We start from the raw sequence: 19,493 nt of genomic DNA, 5'->3' as shown, positions 1-19,493 counted from the left end.
AAAACTATTTAGGTAGTGCCTCGGACGAATACCACTGGGGGTAGAGCACTGTTTGGGCTAGGGGGTCATCCCGACTTACCAACCCCATGCAAACTCCGAATACCAGTGAGTACTATCCGGGAGACACACGGCGGGTGCTAACGTCCGTCGTGAAAAGGGAAACAACCCAGACCGTCAGCTAAGGTCCCAAAGTTTTGGTTAAGTGGGAAACGATGTGGGAAGGCTCAGACAGCTAGGAGGTTGGCTTAGAAGCAGCCACCCTTTAAAGAAAGCGTAATAGCTCACTAGTCGAGTCGGCCTGCGCGGAAGATATAACGGGGCTCAAACCAAACACCGAAGCTACGGACTTGTGTATTTATACATGAGTGGTAGAGGAGCGTTGTGTAAGCCGTTGAAGGTGAGTTGAGAAGCTTGCTGGAGGTATCACAAGTGCGAATGCTGACATGAGTAACGATAATGCGAGTGAAAAACTCGCACGCCGAAAGATCAAGGTTTCCTGTTCAACGTTAATCGGAGCAGGGTGAGTCGGCCCCTAAGGCGAGGCTGAAGAGCGTAGTCGATGGGAAACAGGTTAATATTCCTGTACTTCAATACAGTGCGAAGGGGGGACGGAGAAGGCTAGGTGATCCGGGCGTTGGTAGTCCCGGTTTAAGCGTGTAGGCTGAGTGTTTAGGAAAATCCGGACACTCACTAAGGCTGAGGCGTAATGACGGTGATCCCACGGGATCCGAAGTCACTGATGCCATGCTTCCAGGAAAAGCCTCTAAGCTCCAGCTGTATTGGAACCGTACTCCAAACCGACACAGGTGATCAGGTAGAGAATACCAAGGCGCTTGAGAGAACTCGGGTGAAGGAACTAGGCAAAATGGTGCCGTAACTTCGGGAGAAGGCACGCCCAGGCTGGTGATGAGACTTGCTCTCTGAGCTGACTTGGGCCGAAGATACCAGGCCCCTGCGACTGTTTACTTAAAACACAGCACTCTGCAAACACGAAAGTGGACGTATAGGGTGTGACACCTGCCCGGTGCCGGAAGGTTAATTGATGGGGTTAGCGTAAGCGAAGCTCTTGATCGAAGCCCCGGTAAACGGCGGCCGTAACTATAACGGTCCTAAGGTAGCGAAATTCCTTGTCGGGTAAGTTCCGACCTGCACGAATGGTGTAACGATGGGGGCGCTGTCTCCACCCGAGACTCAGTGAAATTGAAATCGCGGTTAAGATGCCGTGTATCCGCGGCTAGACGGAAAGACCCCGTGAACCTTTACTATAGCTTCACACTGGACTTTGATGTTATTTGTGTAGGATAGGTGGGAGGCTTTGAAGCTGTGACGCTAGTTGCAGTGGAGCCAACCTTGAAATACCACCCTGATAACATTGAGGTTCTAACGTCGGCCTCGAAACGAGGTTACGGACCGTGTGTGGTGGGTAGTTTGACTGGGGCGGTCTCCTCCTAAAGAGTAACGGAGGAGTACGAAGGTGCGCTAAGCATGGTCGGAAATCATGCGGTTAGTATAATGGCATAAGCGCGCTTGACTGCGAGACGGACAGGTCGAGCAGGTACGAAAGTAGGTCATAGTGATCCGGTGGTTCTGTATGGAAGGGCCATCGCTCAACGGATAAAAGGTACTCCGGGGATAACAGGCTGATACCGCCCAAGAGTTCACATCGACGGCGGTGTTTGGCACCTCGATGTCGGCTCATCACATCCTGGGGCTGAAGCCGGTCCCAAGGGTATGGCTGTTCGCCATTTAAAGTGGTACGCGAGCTGGGTTTAGAACGTCGTGAGACAGTTCGGTCCCTATCTGCCGTGGACGTTGGAAAATTGAGAAGAGCTGCTCCTAGTACGAGAGGACCGGAGTGGACGAACCTCTGGTGTTCGGGTTGTCATGCCAATGGCATTGCCCGGTAGCTAAGTTCGGACGGGATAACCGCTGAAAGCATCTAAGCGGGAAGCCCCCTTCAAGATAAGTTTTCCCCGAGGCTTTAAGCCTCCTGAAGGGCCCAGTAAGACTAACTGGTTGATAGGCAGGGTGTGTAAGCGTTGTGAGGCGTTGAGCTAACCTGTACTAATTGCCCGTGCGGCTTGGCCATATAACGCCGAAGTGGTTTGAGCTGTTGGTAGTTCAGAGATACGCTGAAAGAAAAGAACGACCAAGATGAGTTGAGCAGTATCCGGAAGTTGAGAGCTTTTTTAGTACCCAATTGCGTAGAGCGTGCGCTGTCACCCGACAGACACGCGCTATGACAACCAGTTTGCTTGACGAACATAGAGCGTTGGAACCACCTGATCCCATACCGAACTCAGAAGTGAAACGACGTATCGCCGATGGTAGTGTGGGGTCTCCCCATGTGAGAGTAGGTCATCGTCAAGCTCCTAAAAAGAAAACCCCGATCGGAAACGGTCGGGGTTTTTGCTATGCGTGGGACTCTCACACGGGTAGACCCACTTTTTAGTGGGCTCGGGTTGCCGCATCACGCGAGGCGTCGCACCGCCCCCTGTGAGAGTAGGTCATCGTCAAGCTCCTAAAAAAATGAAAAACCCGCAGTCTAACGGCTGCGGGTTTTTTTATGCGTGGGACTCTCACATGGGCAGACCCCAAGAACAAACCCCCAACAATGACCATCATTGGCTGATCATCTGGGCCAGCCAACGCGTTTTGGGGTACACCTCTAAGCCTATCTTGACCACCACGGTCAATGGAATCGCCAACAACATGCCGATAGGACCTAGAATCCAGCCCCAAAAAATCAACGATAGAAACAGAATCAAGGGCGAAATATTCAGGGTCTTGCCCATCAGCCGCGGCTCAATTAGGTTGCCTACAATCAGGTTGATGCCGACAAAACCAGCCGCACTGCTTACCAGACCGGGCCAACCCAGTTGCAAGGTGGCGACTAGAATGGCGGGGATGGCGGCAATCAATGAGCCAATGCTCGGGATATAGTTCATTAGAAAGGCTAGGGTGCCCCAGAGTATTGGGTAGTCCACACCAATTAACCATAGCATGAAGCCAACCAGCAGGCCGGTCGCGAAGCTGATAAGCGATTTTACCAATAGATAGCGCTGCACCAAGCGAGTGAATCTCTTAACATAGTTGATGCTGTTCTTATCACCCATAACCAAGCGAATTTTGAGTGACACGCTCTGTGCTTCTAGGAGCGAAAAGATAAGCGTAAAGAGGATTAGGATCAGGGCGGTTAACAGGCTGCCAACGCCGGAGAAGAGTGGTCGTAGCAGCGTGAGGGCATTTTCAGTCGGCTTAAATTCGGCGATGCTCGTTTTCAGGTCATTGATCAGCCAGGGGAACTGAATCTGCAGCTGCGCCAGCCAGCTGACTAGGCGTAATTCGTAGTCGGGCAAACGGTCGATAAACAAGCCCGTGGAATTACCTAAAAGCGAGCCCAAGCCATAAAAACAGCCGATCAAGGCCGCGACCACAATGCTGATGGCCAGCCCACTGGGGATCTTGAAACGAACCAAATAGGAGACTGCCGGCGAGGTAACCACAGCGAGGAACAGAGCAACCAAAACCGGTACGACGACCGGTTGGGCAATTTTTAATCCTGCCAAGATCACAATGAAGGCGGCACAGGAAATCAGTACTCTAAAGAATTGGGAATCATTCATAGTCAGCCTAGTTTATGGCAAAGGTCGCAAAAAATACCATACCCGAAAGCAACGCTACTGTAATGATATTCAGGCGTTTCAGTACCGGTAACATCTGCACATCGTAATGGTTCACGACCCGCATCTGGGCAATATGAAAGGCGCCTATAGCGATGATTAGCAAGGCAGCGAGGACCACCTTTAACTTGAATGACCAAGGGCTGACCGACACCGATAAATTTTGCAGAAAGAACAGCAGCAGTCCGCTCAATAAAGCCATTAGTAGGCCCCAATCGGCCAGTTTTACAATCGTCAAGGGCGCCTGCAGTTGTTCCAATTTGCCCGTCACGCTGCCCGCCATAGAATGTTGTAGTAGGGCGGCAAAGATGAGCCGGCCGCCCAGGGCTAACGCCATGGCGACAAGATGAAGTGTGATAACAATGCTGATCATGGCTAACCCCGCCCGCTAAAGACCGACCCACCGCAGGCATTCGATCAAATTCGAACCCGAGTCCTCGCCTAAAGGGTAGTTGCTGATTGGCGGCAAAGCCACGTCAACGCGCTAGCCATTTATGACGGTACCGGACCGGTTTGATGCAGGTTGGCAATGGCGCATTCTGGCGCCCATCAACGTGTGTCGAGGTGCGCTTGCCAGCGCACCCGCCACTGGTGCTGCTCGGCCAAATAGGGCCGCGTTGGACAGCGCACGCGATACCAGAGCAGGGACATGGCATCGGCCAAACATTGGGCGGTCAGCAAGGTGTCGGGCTCGAGTTGAAACCGTTCCAGGACCTGCTGCCGTTGTGTGACGGATAATTTGAAGCCGGACAGTAGGCAGGCCAAGTCGAGTCGAGCATCACCCGGGGCGGCATACTCCCAGTCGAGCAACACCAGTTGTTGTGATGGCTGTTGAATCAGGTTACCAGCGTGCCAGTCATGGTGACACAGGACCAGCCGGTCGGGCGCTTGATAGCGCTCGCACTCGGCCAGCACCTGGGCCTGAAAGAGTGGATCTACCGCGCCGCCCTGGGCCAGCAGTAATTGAATTTGATCCGGTACCAACAGGGCAGGCTGGTCTAATAGATGGGCGTCGGTAAGGCCGTGTATCGTCTCGATCAAGGCACAGAGCGTCTCGAGCGAATCGGCAGTGCTGGGGTGAAAATCGGCGCCACTGTGCCATTCGGTCAGCAGCAGTTGATGCGATGCCCAAGCGACCACCGGCGCCCAAGGCTGTCCCTTTACATGCGCTAAAATATCCAATTCGCGTTGTCGATTGATACCCAGCCGATGACCCTGCGGATTATTGATCCGCAATGCCCAGCTGCTTTCCGGTGTGGTCAGTCGGTAAACCGCATTGGTCAGGCCGCTCGGGACACGACGTACCTGAACATTGTCGCCAATGATATCGCGCAGAATCGGCAGCGCTTGATGTAATTGCATATTTCGCTTTTGACTGGCCGTAAAAATCAGTAGACTATGCCTCGTTCTTGCCGGGGTGCCAAGCAATTGAATTGCTTGGCTGAGAAAAACCCGTTGAACCTGAACCAGTTTGTACTGGCGTAGGGAGCAAAGAAGTCTTTTGTTTTGGTTACTGTCTAACCTTCCCTGACATCTTCGGCATTTGGCCGAACCGATGCGCCGGTATCAATTTTCTACTTATTGATACAGGAATCTGAAATGCATTTTAAACACTTGCTTGGCTCGCTCGCGCTCTGTTGCTCAGTTGGCGTTGCCCAAGCACAAACCCTCACCATCTATACCTATGAATCCTTTACCAGCGAATGGGGCCCGGGTCCTGTCTTGGCTGAAAAGTTTGCTGCTCGCTGTGACTGCGAGGTGAACTTTGTCGGCTTAGAAGACGGCGTCGCATTGTTGAATCGGTTGCGTTTAGAAGGCGATCAAAGCCAGGCCGATATTATCCTGGGTCTGGACGACGGCCTGATGGCCGAAGCCAAGGCGTTGGGTCTGATGGTCGATCACGGTCAAGAGCTGTCGGGCTTGGCCTTACCCTATGCCTGGAACGACAATCAGTTTGTGCCCTATGACTACGGTCATTTCGCCTTCGTTTATGACGCGACGCGAGTGACCAAGGTGCCCTCATCTTTACGCGAGCTGGTGCAAGAATCCGATCTGTCGGTTATCTATCAGGACCCGCGCGTTAGTACGCCCGGCCAAGGCCTAATGTTGTGGATGAAGTCGGTCTTCGGTGATCAGTCGGGTGAGGCTTGGCAACAGCTGCAGCAAAAAACCGTCACCGTGACCCCTGGCTGGAGTGAAGCCTATGCTCTGTTCCAAGAAGGTAAGAGCGATATGGTGCTCAGCTATGTCACTTCGCCGGCCTATCACCTGACTTGGGAAGATACCGATAAATATAAGGCGGCTGAATTTTCCGAAGGGCACTATGTTCAGATTGAGTTAGCAGCAGCGGTCGCGACCAGTCAGAATCTGGAGTTGGCCCAGTCCTTTTTAGCCTTTTTGATCAGCAAGCCGGCGCAAGATGTTTTTGCCGGAACCAATTGGATGTGGCCAGTGTTAGCCGACGCAGAAAAGCCGGCTGCCTTCGATCAATTGATTCAACCCAAGTCGCTCTTTTTCAGCAGCGCCGAGGTGGCTCAAAACCGACGTGAGTGGATCAAGGAATGGCGTAACGCCGCTAGCCAATAGTGAAAACAGCCGCATTCTTTGCAACGCTGATTATCATCACGACGCTGGTCTTGGCCGGTGTCGGATTGTATTTTCATCCCGGCGGTGGCTACGGTTGGATGAGCTATGTTGATCCTTGGCTGATGCAGATTGTGCGCTTTTCTATCTGGCAGGCCGCCTTGTCGGCCTTCTTTGCCGTACTTATTGCCTTACCCCTTGCTTGGTGTTTAGCCGGGCAAGCTTTTCACGGCCAGTGGTTGGTTAAGGGCCTGCTCAATCTGTTTTTTATTATGCCGGTGTTAACCATTATTCTCGGCGTCGTTGCTGCCTTTTCCGATTGGTTTAATGTATTCAGCCTAGAGGGTATTCTCTTGGCGCATCTGTACTTGAATGTACCCTATGCTATGCGTATTTTTTGGGAACGACTCAGTCGCATCGCCGAGCGCGAGCGGCAATTGGGTCGCACCCTGGGCTTTTCGCGTTGGCATCAATTTATCTGGTTAGAATGGCCGGTTTTGCGCCAAGCGTTGAAGCCGGTTTTTACGATGATTTTTTTGCTCTGCTTTAGCAGCTTTACTATTGTCCTCACGCTCGGTGGCGGCCCGGCCAATACCAATCTGGAAGTAGCGATCTACCAAGCCCTGAAGTTTGATTTTGATCCGCAGGCCGGGGTGCTCTATGCCGTGATTCATGCGCTGATTGCTTTCGGCCTGATGTGGTTTCTAGGCCGACGCCAGAGCTTGTCGCTCGAACTGGATCGCGAAAAAGCCCAGCGCACCCTAGCGCCGAGTCGTCAGCAAGGAATAGTGCTGGCGCTGCTGCTGGCGCTGCTGCTCTACCCCTTACTGGCTTTGCTGCTGCACGGCCTCAGTGCGCCCTGGCAAGGGTCGCAACGCCTGACGCAGGCCATCGTCACCAGCTTGATGCTGGCGTTCGGCAGCGGGTCGTTCGCGCTGCTCTTGGCGCTACTGCGGTCGTTCAGCCGCAATGACAACCGCATAATGCGTTTTCTCGACTTTGGCCTGCTCGTGATGCCGATTATGGTGATCACTACGGGCTTGTTTTTGTTGGCCTTACGCCTGAACATCGCCTTTAAAATTACCGGCCTTTTGATCATTTGGCTCAACGGTCTGATGGCGATGCCGCTGATCGTATCGCCGCTCGCGAGCCGGGTGAAGGTCTTTCGCGCACGCTATGATCATCTGGCGCTTAGCCTAGACATGAGCAGTTGGGCGCAATTTCGATTAATCTATTGGCCGGCCTTGCGGGCTACCTTGCCGTGGTGCCTGACGCTGGCCATTGTCTTATCGGTCGGCGACTTGGGCATAGCGGCCTTAATTGGCTCCGCTCAGTTTGTCACCCTACCGATTTTGATTTATCAGGCCATGGGCAGTTATCAGATGGTCTTGGCCTCCCAATTAACCCTGGTACTATTGTTAATTTGCGGTGCCCTATTAGTGGCCGCTGAATGGTTTAGTGAGCGTAATCGTCATGCTTGAAGTACAACAATTAGCCATGCACCTAGATGATCATCGTTTCGAATGGTCCTTTGCATTGCCGCATAATAAATTATTGGCGGTGGTTGGCGGCAGTGGGATTGGCAAGAGTTCGCTGTTAAACACGCTCTTGGGTTTGCGGCCGGCCCAATCGGGTAAGATTTTCTGGTGTGGCCAGGATGTCGCCCGGCTGCCACTGCAGCAGCGACCCTTTGGCGTGCTGTTCCAAAGCCATAATCTGTTCGACCACCTCAGTGTGACGACCAATTTGGCACTCGGTCTGGCCCCGTCGGCACGGTTAAACACCTCGCAGCGCAAGCAACTCGCTGCGGCCGCTGAACGTTTTCAACTCACCGAGTTGTTGGCCAAAAGAGCTGGCGAGCTATCCGGTGGCCAACAGCAACGCGTCGCCTTGGCGCGGGTTTTTCTGCAAAACAAACCGGTGCTGTTGCTCGATGAGCCCTTTTCATCGCTCGACCCGGCCCTGCGGGCGGATGGCCTAGCCTGGGTCAAGGACATGCAACGCGAACACGGCACCACGGTGATTCTGGTGACTCATCATTTGGCGGAAATGGCAGCGGATGTCGACAGTGTGCTGGAAGGTGTTTCAAGTACTCTCTGGAAGCAGTATCCTGCCCGTTAGTCGACAAGAGTAAGTTAGCATTCATGAGAATAGGTTTTTTGATTAACCCTTGGGCCGGCATCGGTGGCACCGTCGCCTTAAAAGGCAGTGATGGCGAACATATTCGCAGCACCGCCTTGGCCCGGGGTGCTCAACCGCGCGCCCAAATCAAGGCCCAGACCATGGTGCAAGCCTTTCTGAACGCTCGCCTGGGCGATGCGTCAATCGACTGGTATAGCGCCGCCGGATCGATGGGCGCCGACGTGCTGGCCGAGCTCAAGGTACCGAATGTGAATGTGATGCCGATTGCGCCGCCCGCGCAAACCGAAGCCGCCGACAGCCACGCGGCCTTGGCCTGGATGCTTAATCAAGCGCTCGATGTATTGGTTTTTGCCGGCGGCGATGGCACCGCGCGCGATGTTTTTTCTGTACTCGGCGACAAGGTGCCGGTTATCGGCATCCCGGCCGGGGTGAAAATACACTCGGCGGTTTTTGCTGTGACTGCACACGCCGCCGGCGAGGTCCTAGCCGGTCTGGTCGATGGTCGCATCACCGAGGTGCGCCGCGAGGAGGTGCGCGATATTGACGAGGCGGCCTTCCGCAAGAACCAGGTCCGCTCGACTCACTTTGGCGATATGTTGATACCGGTGGCCGGTGAGTTTATGCAACAGGTCAAGGTGGGTGGCATCGAAAGTGATGAGCTGGTTTTAAGCGATATCGCCGATTGGTTAGAGAGCCAATTGGATCCTGAGCGGCTCTACCTAGTCGGCAGTGGCAAAACCACGGCAACCCTGATGGACCATCTGAATATTGCCAACAGTCTGCTTGGTATCGACGCGATTAAGGCCGGTCAGTTGATTCAGGGCGATTGCACCGAAGCGGATCTGTTGGCGCTGTTGGCCGATCAGGATGCGACCGCCATCGTCAGCATTATTGGCGGTCAGGGCCATATTTTGGGCCGGGGTAATCCGCAATTTAGCCCGGCGGTGCTGGCTTGCTTGGGTAAGGAGAATCTCTGGGTCATCGGCAGCAAGGGCAAACTGCGGTCGTTGGCCGGACGGCCCTTGCTGATCGATAGCAGCGATCCCGGCTTGGATCGACAGTGGGCCGGGCTGGTTACCGTGATTACCGGCTTTGACGACCGGGTCATCTACCCGCTCGTGGCTCGGTGAAGGGACTGGGGTTATGCCCCGACCTCGCGCCAAGTCAATGCGCTGCTGACCCCCAAGTCGGCCTCCCGTCATGAACAATGCGCAACAGTTCCGCGCCTTCGGGCAGGGTGCGCTCGATAGCCTGCCGATGGTGTTGGCGGCCATTCCGTTTGGCATTCTATTTGGTGTGCTGGCTCCGGCCAACGGTATTGCCGGCTGGGTCGCAGTGGCCTTTTCGGCCCTGGTGTTTGCCGGTGCCAGCCAATATGTCGCAATTGGCCTGCTGGCCACCGGGACCCCGGCCGTACTCATTGTGCTCACCACCCTAGTCGTCAACCTGCGCCATCTGCTCTATGCCCTGGGTATGCTGGTACCTCTGCAGCATGTCGCGAAACGATCCAAGATCGGACTGAGCTTTTTACTTACCGATGAAACCTATGTCACCTTTAATCAACGTTATCTGTCGGGACTGAGCGAGGCCGATCGGGTGCCCTACTATCTGGGATCGGGCCTGTTTATGTACAGCAATTGGCAAGTCTGTACCTGGATTGGGCTCTGGGCTGGATCCGCCTTGGAGGGTATTGAACAGCTGGGTTTAGAATTTGCCATGGTGACGGCCTTCTTAGCGATGATGATGCCGATGTTTCGGCACCGCAAGAATGTCGTCAGCGCGGTATTGGCCTTTACCCTGGCCTGGTTCACCCGGTCCTGGCCGCACAAAACCGGCATCGTGTTCTCCGTCATGGTGGCGGCCTTGGTCGCCTCTCAATTGGATCGCTTCGATCCGGAGAACAAATCGTGAACGAGATGTTACTGATTCTGGGTATGATTGGCGTAACCTGGGGTGTCCGGGCCGCGCCTTTCGTATTGTCGAATTTGGTCTTGCCCGAGCCGTTATTGAAATTCTTAAATGTGGTGCCGGCCGCCGTGCTAGCGGCCCTAGTCGCCGAACCGATTTTGGCGCCATCGGTCAATCTCGATTCAGTCGTGCAACCGGAATTACTGGCGGCGATCATCTGCCTGCTCTTGGGCCTGATGCGCGCACCGATGCTGGTCACGGTGATCGTCGGGATGGGCAGCTTTTGGTTGTTGCGCCTCTGGTTGCTGTGATTACCCATAGACTGTAATCACCAATAGGCCGACAGTGCCAACTAGGGCAAAGAATTAGTATTGGCCAATGGCGCTGTGCGCCGATTGTATTATGCTGCAACCACTTAGACTTAGACTTAGACTTAGACTTAGACTTAGATAGGAAAGGGACTGACAGAGTATGGCAAACGTTCAAACAGGCAAAAGCGGTATTCCACTCCAACTGATTGCGACGGCCGAGTACGATGAATGGTTTGTGCAACAATCTGAATTCACCTGTAATTGGCTGATGCACAGCGGCTTCAAAACACCGGGCTTTGCGCTCTTGCCGAATTCAACCGGCAACCCGGGCAGCGTTATAGTGGTCGCCGACGACGCCGATTCCTGTTGGGCGCTGGCCGATGCGGCCTTGGCCTTACCCGCAGCACACTACCATTATGCCGGTCCTGAGGCGCGCCAGCAGAGCGCTGGCCTGGGCTGGATCTTGGGTCAATACCAGTTTAACCGTTATCTCGACAGTGGCCAGCCACAGGCGCTGCTTTATCTGAGCAGCGCTGAAGCGGTACATCAGGCCCATCTGCTGGCCGACGGTGTGTGCCTAACTCGAGACCTGGTCAATACCCCCGCCGGGGATATGATGCCGCAACATCTGGCATCACTGATGACGACCATGGCGACCGAATTTGATGCCGACTTCAGTCAGCTGGTCGGCGATGAGCTTTTAGCGCACAACTACCCGACCATCCATATGGTCGGTCGCGCGTCAGAACACGCACCGCGTCTGCTGGACCTGAGTTGGGGCGACCCGAGCCATCCCAAATTGACGGTGGTCGGCAAGGGCGTCTGTTTTGACAGTGGCGGTTTGGATCTGAAATCGGCCGCCGGTATGCGCCTGATGAAAAAGGATATGGGCGGGGCCGCCCATGCCTTGGGTTTGGCGACCCTGATTATGAGTCGCAATTTACCGGTGCGGCTGCGGGTGCTGATTCCGGCGGTCGAAAACGCGGTCAGCAGCAATGCCTTCCGGCCCGGCGATGTAGTCAAGACGCGTAAGGGTCTGACCGTGGAAATTGACAATACCGATGCCGAAGGGCGTCTGGTGCTCTGCGATGCCCTGGCCGAAGCCGAAACGGATAACCCGGATCTGATCATCGATTTCGCCACCCTGACCGGCGCGGCGCGAATTGCCTTGGGTCTGGAAGTGCCGGCTTTCTATAGCACCGATGCGGCCTTTGCCCAGGCCCTAACGGCGGCCGGCGCCGATCATGAAGATCCGCTCTGGCAGATGCCCTTGCATCAGGGCTACGGCGACTATATGGTCGGCACCATTTCAGATCTGGTCAACAGTGCACCGGTGCCCTACGGCGGGTCGATTACCGCGGCACTGTTTCTGCAGCATTTTGTCGAGCACAGCCCCTGGGTGCATATCGATGTCGGTGCTTGGAACAATCGCCAACGGCCCGGCCGACCCATGGGCGGCGAGGCGATGGGTCTGCGCGCTGTCTTTGCAGCCCTAAATCAACGCTATAGTTAATAGGGGGCGTTTCAACGCGGCCACCTAGGGCGCTAATCCCCCCTCAATCGGGGTGGCAGGTCCTTTGATGTGCCGCCCCGGTGTCAAGTCAAAAAATTCCTCAGCAGCGATGTACATCTCAAGCGGAAGCCTTATGATTGCGACTCAATCAAGGGCTGGCTTGTCTGTCAGGAAGACGATAATGGTGCCTTTTTTTGAATTGATTTTTCACAAGGACTATAGGAATTCAAATGAATAAAACGCTTTTAGTAACCTCCCTAGTGGTCGTCGGTGTCGCACTTGCCGGTGCTAGCGCTATGTTGGTCGCCGACCGCCAAATCGACGCGGCCCTGGCCCAGTTGCAAGACAGCGCAGCCGCCTCCTCCATCCTGATTGCGGTCAGCGATGATCAAAGTAGCTTTATCGAACGACACCTGGTGTTGACCGCGAGCGTCGAACAGGCTGACCAACGTGTCACCCTGGTGATCGACAACAACATCCAAAAACGCCCCTGGGGGGCCAGGATAGAACATCGCCTCCATTTCGACGCGTCACTCCTGACGTGGGTTGACGACGCACAAAATCAGGCGCTATTACGCACGTTACTGATCGATCAAGATGTGATGACCGGTACCACCAAAATCAGTCTAACCGGTGATTACCAGAGTGATTGGCTCGGCATCGGTATCGAAGAGCAGATCGAGCAGGCCACGGTGCGGATGTCGCCACTGCGCTTGGCCATAACCGGTGATCCCAGCGGGAAATTCAGTATGACGGGCTCTTGGCCGGGTGCAACGGTGACGGTCAATGAACCGGAACAGGTCGCCATGGTCATGCGACCCTTGTCTTTTCAGTCTGAGGGCCGCTATATCGGCGGTAGCGTCTTTGTCGGCGAGCAGAGTACTAGCGGCGACGGCATGAGCTTCGATTTAACCAGTGAATTGGCCCAGGTACACTACCAGGTTGGTGCTTATAGCATCCAATCGAACAGCCAGGTTACTGATGAGCGGCTTGCGATGGACCTGTCCTTCCAAGTTGATCAGGTGTCTCTTGACGATGGCGAAGCGCCTGTGGATATCAAAGACATCCTCCTCGCCCTATCAATGACCGGTTCTTCTGTGCAAAACCTACAGAGCCTGTCACAAAACCTAAACGCGATGCAGATCAGTGGTGAGGCGAGCCCGGCCCTGATGGAAGACATCAATGTATTTTTACGTACTGGCTTTGTGTTTGCCGTCTCCCAGCTGCAGGCGACCCTGGACGGTCAAGCCATCGCCCTACAGGCATCGTTCGAAATGCCGGAAAATGCTGTAGCCGATGTTAACAACCCCTTTTCGATGCTGTCTCTGGTGTCCAGCCTCAAGGCCGATGCCCATCTGGAGTTAGCCGGCGGCCTAAGCGAATCGACCCTGTTGGCAGAACCATTCAACAATCTGATGATGACCGGTGTGCTAGTGGAAAATGGCGCCGATTACCAGGTCGACTTTAAGCTGGCCGATGGCTCTGCGCTGCTCAACGGTGAGCCCTTACCGTTGCCCTTTTAACACGCATCGGTGTTAAGGTACGGATCTAGCAAAAACGGCCAACCGGCCGTTTTTTTTGCCTAAAAAGTTGAACACCCTCACATTTGACCCCGCATCAGAGTGGAACACAAAAGGCCAGCCATGAGCGTCACGCAAAATCAGGATATATCGGCCTTGCTGCCAACTCTACCGAGCATGGCGGGTAAGACCGTCGCTATTACCGGCTGCACCAGTGGTACCGGCCTTATTTTGGCTCAACGCTGCGGCGCCTTAGGTGCGCAGGTGCTGATGTTAAATCGACCCTCAGCGCGCAGTGCAGCAGCCCTTAGGACGCTGCGTGCGCAACGGGTTGATGCGCGCTTTATACCCTGTGACCTGGCCAGTTTGGCGAGTGTCAGAGCGGCCATTGATCAATTGAACGGTGCCTGCCCGAATGGCTTGGATGTGCTCTGTAATAATGCCGGCATCATGGCCGTGCCGAGTCGGGTGACGGTCGATGGCTTGGATCTGCAGATGCAAACCAATCACCTGAGCCACTTCCTGTTGAGCTCCGGTGCTTGGCCGCTGTTGGAACGAGCCGTGGGTGCGCGGGGCGAGGCCCGAGTGGTCAATCATTCCAGTGGCGCGCGGCGCGGTGGTGAGTTACAGGCGCGATATCTGGCCAAAGACCCAGCCAAGCTTGGTGGCGATGGTTTTCTTGGACTGGGCAAATGGCGGCGCTATCAGCAATCCAAGCTGGCCAACCTGCTGTTCACCTATAGCCTGCACGATGCCATCGCACGGCAGCGCCCGGAACTGGCCGGCAAGGTGAAGAGCCTATGTGCTCATCCGGGCCCAACCCAGACTGAACTCCAAGCCAAGACCCTGGCCTCTGGCGGCATCGGCTGGCTCGACCGGCTGATCGTGCGTGCCATTGTCAAGCAAGCCCACAGCGTCGACGCTGGGGTGATGGGATTGGTGCGCGCATGCTGCGCCAAGGATGTCGCGAGTCTGGATTTTTACGGTCCGATTGGCCGCGGGCGTGCCGGGCCGGCGGTGTTGTTGCCCGCTGAGCGCAATGCCATTGGGGAAGCATTGGTCTGGGCTGACAGTCTGCATAGTACCGGTCTCAGCGATTTTTTTGCCACGCGCTAAGGATCGTATGGGCCGATAGTGTGGCCGAGCGCTAAAAATCGTTGCGCGCGCTGAGGGTGAGCGATTGGCCGGTGGCGAAATGCTCAAACGAGAAAGTCAGGGCATGCAAACAGAGCCTAGAGTGCATGGCCAATGCCTCTGGGTGGGCATAGAAGGTATCGCCCAAGATCGCGTGACCCAAGGCATTTAGATGGACGCGCAGTTGATGGGTGCGGCCGGTTTGGGGGGCCAAGCTCAGGCGCGACCAATGCGCTGCGCCATCAGCCTGGAGCAGACGATAGTCGGTCACGGCCGCCTTACCGTTTTGGTCGATCTGCTGCAGTGGCCGATCGTCCGGGTTGGGCCCAATCGGCAACTCGATACGGCCCTCCGGCTGTGCCAACAATCCCCAGACCAATGCCTCGTAAGTCTTAGCAACCTGTCGATACTGTAGTTGTTTCTTCAGGGCACTCTCGGCCGCCTTAGTCTTGGCAAACACCAGCACCCCGGAGGTATCGCAATCGAGTCGATGGACCAGATGGATTTCGCCAAAACGCGCCTGCAAGCGGGTTAGAGCGCAGTCATGGGTCACCGGGTCGCGTCCGGGGTTGCTCAGCAGGCCGCTCGGTTTGTTGATCGCCAGATAGGCGTCATCCTGAAAAATAATCTCAAGCGCGGCTGCCGGGGGGCGGTAGGTGAAAATTCTGGGAGTCACGATGGAGTCTCTTAGGCTGTCAGCAGATCATGGCGAGGCGCAAGTATAGGGCGAGGCGTGCTTGGGTTACCAGTTGATTGATTGATAGCGCTGGCGGCCATCGGTTTTAGGGTGTTAATCGGCAGACAAAAAAAATAGCGCCGAAGCGCTATTCGTTAGGTCTCAGGGCCTGGGTTAGAAAAACCCGAGCGGACTGGTGCTGTAGCTGACCAGCAGGTTTTTGGTCTGCTGGTAATGCTCGAGCGCGATCTTATGCGTTTCCCGACCGATACCCGACTTCTTGTAGCCACCAAAGGCGGCATGCGCTGGATAAGCATGGTAACAGTTGGTCCACACTCGACCGGCCTGAATGCCACGACCCATGCGGTAAGCACGGTTCATATCACGGGTCCAGAGACCGGCACCGAGGCCGAACTCGGAATCGTTGGCAATCGCCAAGGCTTCGGCTTCATCCTTAAAGGTGGTAACGCTGATCACCGGGCCAAAAATCTCTTCTTGAAAAATTCGCATATCGTTGGTGCCTTTGAACAGCGTTGGCTGGATGTAGTAGCCATTCTGCAAGCCATTCGACAGTTTTTGAGCACTACCGCCGAGCAACAGCTGCGCGCCTTCGGCCTTGCCGATGTCAATATAGTTCATAATACGATCAAACTGCTCGCGCGAGGCCTGTGCACCGACCTGAGTGTCGGTATCGAGCGGGTTGCCTTGGATGATCTTCGCGGCACGGGCAACAACCATCTCGACCATATCGCCATAAATGCTTTCTTGAATAAGTGCGCGCGAGGGACAGGTACAGACTTCGCCCTGGTTAAAGAAGGCCAGGGTGATGCCTTCAACACATTTACTCAGATAGTCATCTTCCTGCAGCATTACGTCGTCAAAGAGGATGTTTGGCGACTTGCCACCGAGCTCAACAGAACTGGGTATCAGCAAGTCAGCGGCATTGCGCAAGATCATCTGACCGACTGGGGTTGAGCCGGTGAAGGCGATCTTGGCGATACGCTTGCTGGTCGCCAAGGCATGGCCGGCTTCTTCGCCCAGGCCGTTGACGATATTGAGGACGCCTGGCGGTAAGAGATCACCAATCAACTCCATTAACACCAGAATCGATGCCGGGGTTTGTTCGGCTGGTTTCAGGACCACACAGTTACCGGCAGCCAGAGCCGGTCCGAGTTTCCACGCGGCCATCAGAATCGGGAAGTTCCATGGGATGATCTGACCCACGACGCCCAATGGCTCGTGTATGTGATAAGACACGGTGGTCTCGTCGAGCTCAGCCATGCTGCCCTCTTGAGCTCGCAAACAACCGGCGAAGTAACGAAAATGGTCAACCGCCAGTGGGATGTCGGCGTTCAGGGTCTCACGCACGCCCTTACCGTTATCCCAGCTTTCCGCGACGGCGAGCATTTCAAGGTTTTGCTCCATACGGTCGGCAATACGCAGCAGTATGTTGCTGCGTTCGGCCGCAGCCGTTTTGCCCCAAGCAGGCGCCGCGCGGTGGGCTGCATCCAATGCCAGGTCAATATCGGCCGCGTCTGAGCGTGGGACTTGGCAGAAGACATCGCCATTTACCGGGCTGACATTGTCGAGGTACTTGCCATTAACCGGTGCGACCCAGTCGCCACCGATGTAATTGCCATATTTTTGCTTAAAGGTTAGCAGCGAATCTGGCTGGCCAGGATTTGAATAAATCATATATAGCTCCTATATTTTATTTTTTTTAGTATGGAGATCATGGATTTGAATCGAGTGGTTACTGGTTTGTCTGCGAGATCTCGATTCGAACCGGTGCAGCCCCGAGTCCACACGCTAAGACTTTGGTCGGGTTGTTGAAGCCTATGCTACGTGGTGTTATAAATGATGACTTGCCTTAGCGTTTTTTTTACTAGGCTCAGCGTCTGAACTTATATAGGGGATCGTTTCGGGGCCTAAGACTGCCTGTAAACGCACTGTAGATCGATCCACCCCATCGATAAGGGCCAGCAACATACTAGGGAATGTCGCTGAACTCGGATAAATGTTGGTAAACTATTTTGAGGTTAGGATGACAACAGTAGATTTAACGACCTTAGCAGAGCGTAATCGCCGCCAGAGCGCGCCGCGATTGTTGGTAGAGAACCGTACCGTATATGAAACCCATGGTGTGGAACTGTCGATTTACGATACCTTTAGCAACGCGACGCAGGTCCGCCTCGAAGCCGAAGAGATCCTCTATTGCGGCATGATCAGTGGCCGCAAGGTATTGCACGGCAAAAACCATTTCAACGAAGCCTTCATACCGCATGAGTCCTTCGTGATGGCCCCCGGCGAGACCGTTACGATCGACTTTCCCGATGCCAGCTCGACCCAACCGACCAGCTGTTTGGCCCTCGGTATCGACCGCAATCGGCTGCGACAGGTCTGTGACAGCTTGAATATACACGGCGTACTGCCGCGTGAGTTGGAACACTGGAAGCCAGATGCCGCCCACCTGCTGCACGTTTTCCACACCGAGGCCACACAACAGCTACTGGTGCGGATCGTGGACAGTTTTGTCGGCAAAGATCCGGATCGCGACCTGGTGCTGGACCTAGGGGTCACCGAATTATTGACCCGCATGCTGCGCCAACAGGGTCATGACTTTTTGGTGCAATGTGCCAAAGGGGACCCGACCCTAACCGGTATGACGGCGGCGTTACGCTATATCGACGACCACCTGGCCAGCGCCATCGATATAGACTCGCTCTGTAAAGTGGCCTGCATGTCGCGTAGTAAACTTTACGCTCACTTCAATAAGCTGATCGGCAGCGGGCCGATGGAGTATGTGCAACAACAGCGACTGGCTAAGGCCCGAGTTTTGATCGCAGGCGGCCGGGGAATCACGGCAGTGTGTTACGAGGTCGGGTTCCAAAGTCCGAGTCACTTCACCCGGCGTTTTCACCAACAGTTTGGCGAGTCGCCACGTCAATATGCTGCTCACCATCAGATGGGTGCATCGATCGCCAATGAGGCTCAAAACATCCACCAGTGATCGGCTCACGATGATAGGCCGAATATTGGGCACAAACTGGTCGGTCATCGGCTGGATCGATCCACAGCTAAGCTTCCCGGTCCTGATTTAACTACAGGGTGGGGGCTCAGATGCTGAATATTGCTTGCGGAACTTCGATGACAGAATACCGGCAAATATTAAAGAGATGGGAAATGAAGAAGATACTTGGGTGGATTTTTGCCTGTACTTTAGTAAGCGCCTATTTTTTTGTATCTATATCTGGAAATTTGACCACAGAGCGCAATAGGGTCGCCATATCCCTGTCCGATACGAACCTGGGGTCAAGTTCACTGTCAATTGCGGTAATTGGTGACATACATCTCCCCGAGGGCCCCGCGCCATTGCTAAAACTCCAGAACCTTATGCGAGACATAAAAGCCACGCAGCCCGATCTGGTGGTGTTTGTTGGCGATTATACCGCGAGCCCCCGAGCCATAGTTGATATGTCCTCCCATCGTGAAAATATTATCAACGCAATGAAGTTGATTGATCCTTTGCCAAGGGCTGTTGTGCTCGGTAATTACGAAAGCTGGTCTGATCCCGAGCGATGGCTCTATGAATTCAATCGTTTAGATGTTGATGTTATGGAGAACCAGACGCGACTCGTTAGGACTGCTAACGGCCCCGTCTGTATTCGGGGGCTGGGCGACAAGTTCACCAATAGGTACAAGTACGTAGACTACCCAGCGGAATGTCAGGGCCTACCGCAGCTTACAATCACACATGACCCAGCAGGTGCTTTCGACAAGCACATGACAGGTTTGGTGCTTGCCGGACACACCCACTGCGGACAGGTAAGCTTGCCCTTGGTTGGCCCCCTTTGGGTGCCATCTGAAGCGCCATCATTGGCCCATTGTGGGTTTTACCAGGACAAGCAACGATCAGTCTTTGTTACCTCGGGAGTAGGTACCAGTATCTTGCCCGTTCGATTTGGCGCGCAGTCACAATGGGACGAATTAAACATTCGCTGGAACTAAGGAAAAAGGCGGTTT

At 54.7% G+C, this 19,493-nt stretch carries 16 protein-coding genes, 2 rRNA genes and 1 riboswitch (1 of these 19 only partly in view); of the genes, 13 read left to right on the top strand and 5 right to left on the bottom strand.

Annotation, left to right across the window (positions count from 1 at the left end; translation table 11 throughout):
- A 23S ribosomal RNA gene (locus REIFOR_RS11800) occupies positions 1-2,089 on the top strand (it extends 913 nt beyond the left edge of the window).
- 165 nt (positions 2,090-2,254) lie between these two features.
- Positions 2,255-2,370: ribosomal RNA gene (gene rrf, locus REIFOR_RS11795) — 5S ribosomal RNA — on the top strand.
- A gap of 251 nt (positions 2,371-2,621) precedes the next feature.
- Here rrf and REIFOR_RS11790 read toward each other — a convergent pair.
- The 3 genes from REIFOR_RS11790 to REIFOR_RS11780 form a co-directional block, all read right to left on the bottom strand.
- Positions 2,622-3,626 (bottom strand): AI-2E family transporter, encoded by a 1,005-nt coding sequence (locus tag REIFOR_RS11790; RefSeq protein WP_100257752.1) that lies wholly within the window; start codon positions 3,624-3,626, stop codon positions 2,622-2,624.
- A gap of 7 nt (positions 3,627-3,633) precedes the next feature.
- Positions 3,634-4,056: a hypothetical protein gene (locus REIFOR_RS11785; RefSeq protein WP_100257751.1), complete on the bottom strand. Its 423-nt coding sequence runs from the start codon at positions 4,054-4,056 to the stop codon at positions 3,634-3,636.
- A gap of 176 nt (positions 4,057-4,232) precedes the next feature.
- Entirely contained in the window at positions 4,233-5,045 is an 813-nt protein-coding gene (locus REIFOR_RS11780) for a phosphotransferase (RefSeq protein WP_100257750.1), read from the bottom strand.
- A 41-nt stretch (positions 5,046-5,086) separates the two neighbouring features.
- Positions 5,087-5,188: riboswitch (TPP riboswitch) on the top strand.
- A 94-nt stretch (positions 5,189-5,282) separates the two neighbouring features.
- Here REIFOR_RS11780 and thiB point away from each other — a divergent pair.
- The 9 genes from thiB (at position 5,283) to REIFOR_RS11735 (ending at position 14,776) form a co-directional block, all read left to right on the top strand.
- Entirely contained in the window at positions 5,283-6,269 is a 987-nt protein-coding gene (thiB, locus tag REIFOR_RS11775; protein ID WP_100257749.1) for a thiamine ABC transporter substrate binding subunit, read from the top strand.
- Positions 6,269-7,747 (top strand): ABC transporter permease family protein, encoded by a 1,479-nt coding sequence (locus REIFOR_RS11770; RefSeq protein ID WP_100257748.1) that lies wholly within the window; start codon positions 6,269-6,271, stop codon positions 7,745-7,747. The genes thiB and REIFOR_RS11770 overlap by 1 nt, the downstream gene beginning before the upstream one ends.
- Positions 7,740-8,387, top strand: a complete 648-nt coding sequence (locus tag REIFOR_RS11765; RefSeq protein ID WP_100257747.1) for a thiamine ABC transporter ATP-binding protein — start codon at positions 7,740-7,742, stop codon at positions 8,385-8,387. The genes REIFOR_RS11770 and REIFOR_RS11765 overlap by 8 nt, the downstream gene beginning before the upstream one ends.
- Positions 8,388-8,410: 23 nt before the next feature.
- A complete protein-coding gene (locus tag REIFOR_RS11760; protein ID WP_100257746.1) occupies positions 8,411-9,538 on the top strand; it encodes an ATP-NAD kinase family protein in 1,128 nt (375 codons plus the stop codon).
- A 70-nt stretch (positions 9,539-9,608) separates the two neighbouring features.
- Positions 9,609-10,319 (top strand): AzlC family ABC transporter permease, encoded by a 711-nt coding sequence (locus REIFOR_RS11755; protein ID WP_100257745.1) that lies wholly within the window; start codon positions 9,609-9,611, stop codon positions 10,317-10,319.
- A gap of 5 nt (positions 10,320-10,324) precedes the next feature.
- On the top strand, positions 10,325-10,627 hold the full coding sequence (locus REIFOR_RS11750; protein ID WP_100257744.1) for an AzlD domain-containing protein: 303 nt from the start codon (positions 10,325-10,327) through the stop codon (positions 10,625-10,627).
- A gap of 160 nt (positions 10,628-10,787) precedes the next feature.
- Complete coding sequence (locus REIFOR_RS11745; protein ID WP_100257743.1) at positions 10,788-12,140, top strand: leucyl aminopeptidase family protein; 1,353 nt, start codon at positions 10,788-10,790, stop codon at positions 12,138-12,140.
- Between the two features lie 230 nt (positions 12,141-12,370).
- Complete coding sequence (locus REIFOR_RS11740; protein ID WP_100257742.1) at positions 12,371-13,663, top strand: DUF945 family protein; 1,293 nt, start codon at positions 12,371-12,373, stop codon at positions 13,661-13,663.
- Positions 13,664-13,783: 120 nt separating this feature from the next.
- Positions 13,784-14,776 (top strand): SDR family NAD(P)-dependent oxidoreductase, encoded by a 993-nt coding sequence (locus REIFOR_RS11735; protein WP_100257741.1) that lies wholly within the window; start codon positions 13,784-13,786, stop codon positions 14,774-14,776.
- A 31-nt stretch (positions 14,777-14,807) separates the two neighbouring features.
- Here the strand turns inward: REIFOR_RS11735 and REIFOR_RS11730 are convergent, their stop codons facing one another.
- Together REIFOR_RS11730 and exaC are read right to left on the bottom strand one after the other, a co-directional pair.
- A complete protein-coding gene (locus REIFOR_RS11730; protein ID WP_100257740.1) occupies positions 14,808-15,470 on the bottom strand; it encodes an RluA family pseudouridine synthase in 663 nt (220 codons plus the stop codon).
- 174 nt (positions 15,471-15,644) lie between these two features.
- On the bottom strand, positions 15,645-17,165 hold the full coding sequence (gene exaC / locus REIFOR_RS11725; RefSeq protein ID WP_100257739.1) for an acetaldehyde dehydrogenase ExaC: 1,521 nt from the start codon (positions 17,163-17,165) through the stop codon (positions 15,645-15,647).
- A 349-nt stretch (positions 17,166-17,514) separates the two neighbouring features.
- On the opposite strand from exaC, the gene REIFOR_RS11720 reads away from it, so the two are divergent.
- Complete coding sequence (locus REIFOR_RS11720) at positions 17,515-18,480, top strand: AraC family transcriptional regulator (RefSeq protein ID WP_100257738.1); 966 nt, start codon at positions 17,515-17,517, stop codon at positions 18,478-18,480.
- Between the two features lie 110 nt (positions 18,481-18,590).
- The gene (locus REIFOR_RS11715) at positions 18,591-19,478 is read left to right on the top strand and encodes a metallophosphoesterase (protein ID WP_227003671.1); all 888 of its coding nucleotides are present in this window, start codon (positions 18,591-18,593) and stop codon (positions 19,476-19,478) included.
- The last annotated feature ends 15 nt before the right edge of the window (positions 19,479-19,493 follow it).

The sequence above is a fragment of the Reinekea forsetii genome, from assembly GCF_002795845.1.
In the GTDB taxonomy this organism is placed as follows: domain Bacteria; phylum Pseudomonadota; class Gammaproteobacteria; order Pseudomonadales; family Natronospirillaceae; genus Reinekea; species Reinekea forsetii.
The sequence above is the reverse complement of the archived record's forward strand: the minus strand, read 5'-3'. Positions and strand labels throughout refer to the sequence as shown.